This window comes from Blautia sp. Sow4_E7, from assembly GCF_052116245.1.
In the GTDB taxonomy this organism is placed as follows: domain Bacteria; phylum Bacillota; class Clostridia; order Lachnospirales; family Lachnospiraceae; genus Blautia_A.
The window spans coordinates 1-1,510 of the sequence record NZ_JBQKLL010000112.1 but is presented as its reverse complement, the minus strand read 5'-3'; the positions used below and the strand labels follow the sequence as shown (position 1 = coordinate 1,510).

At 43.4% G+C, this 1,510-nt stretch carries 1 protein-coding gene; it reads left to right on the top strand.

Features of this window, described 5'->3' with window-relative positions:
• A partial coding sequence (locus ACTQ50_RS19585; RefSeq protein WP_441485554.1) for a SpaA isopeptide-forming pilin-related protein occupies nt 1-1,510 on the top strand: 1,510 nt, incomplete at both ends.

The following is a 1,510-nucleotide window of genomic DNA, read 5'->3' as shown; positions in this document are numbered from 1 at the left end:
GAGCAATACAGAAGAAAGTAAAGGAAAACTGGAACTGGTCAAGACAGGAGCAGAGGGAAAAGCCCTTGAGGGAGCAAAATTCGACCTGTATAAAGTTGGGAATCCGGATGAGAATTGTGGTTCCTATGTAACTGACAAAAATGGAAAGATCACAGTTGATAACGTAGAACCGGGAAGCTATTACTTTGTAGAAACAGAAGCCCCGGCAGGCTATGTAACCCCGGCTGGAACAGCTGCTAAGACAGAGACAGTAGTTGTAGAAGCAGGTCAGGCATCCGTTGTATTGTACACGATCAATGTAAGCAATACAAAGGAAAACGAAGGGAAGCTGAAACTAGTAAAAACTGGAACAGACGGTAAAAAACTTGCAGGAGCAGAGTTCGACTTATACCGTGTGGAAGATGGAAAAGCGGATACTAAGATCAATAAGGTGCCGTTAGTAACAGATGAAAACGGAATCATTGAGATCAGTGTAGACCCAGGAAGCTATTACTTCGAAGAGACAAAAGCACCGGCAGGCTATGTAACGCCGAGCAGAGATGCAGCAAAGACTGAGATTAAGACTGTAGAAGCAGGCCAGAATGAAGTTAAACTTTATATTTTCGAAATGAGCAATATAGAAGAGAGTAAAGGAAAGCTGGAACTGGTCAAGACAGGAGCAGAAGGAAAAGCCCTTGAAGGAGCAAAATTCGACCTGTATAAGGTTGGAAATCCAGATGAGAATCGTGGTTCCTATGTAACTGACAAAAATGGAAAGATCACAGTTGATAATGTAGAACCGGGAAGCTATTACTTTGTAGAAACAGAAGCTCCGTCAGGTTACGTAACACCAAGCGGTGAAGCGGCAAAGACAGAGACAAAGACGGTAAAAGCAGGCCAGAAGGAAAAGTTAACCTATACATTCGAGAAGAGTAATACGGAAGAAAGTAAAGGAAAACTGGAACTGCTGAAGACAGGAGCAGAAGGAGCAGCCCTTGAGGGAGCAAAATTCGACCTGTATAAGGTTGGAAATCCGGATGAGAATCGTGGTTCCTATGTAACTGACAAAGATGGAAAAATCACAGTTGATAATGTAGAACCAGGAAGTTATTACTTTGTAGAAACAGAAGCTCCGTCAGGTTACGTAACACCAAGCGGTGAAGCGGCAAGGACAGAGAAAAAGACAGTAAAAGCAGGCCAGAAGGAAAAGTTAACCTATACATTCGAGAAGAGTAATACGGAAGAAAGTAAAGGAAAACTGGAACTGCTGAAGACAGGAGCAGAAGGAATTGCCCTTGAGGGAGCAAAATTCGACCTGTATAAGGTTGGAAATCCAGATGAAAATCGTGGCTTTTATGTGACTGGCAAGGATGGAAAGATCACAGTTGATAATGTAGAACCGGGAAGCTATTACTTTGTGGAAACAGAAGCCCCGGCAGGCTATGTAACCCCGGCTGGAACAGCTGCCAAGACAGAGACAGTAGTTGTAGAAGCAGGCCAGGCATCCGTTGTATTGTATACGATCAATGTA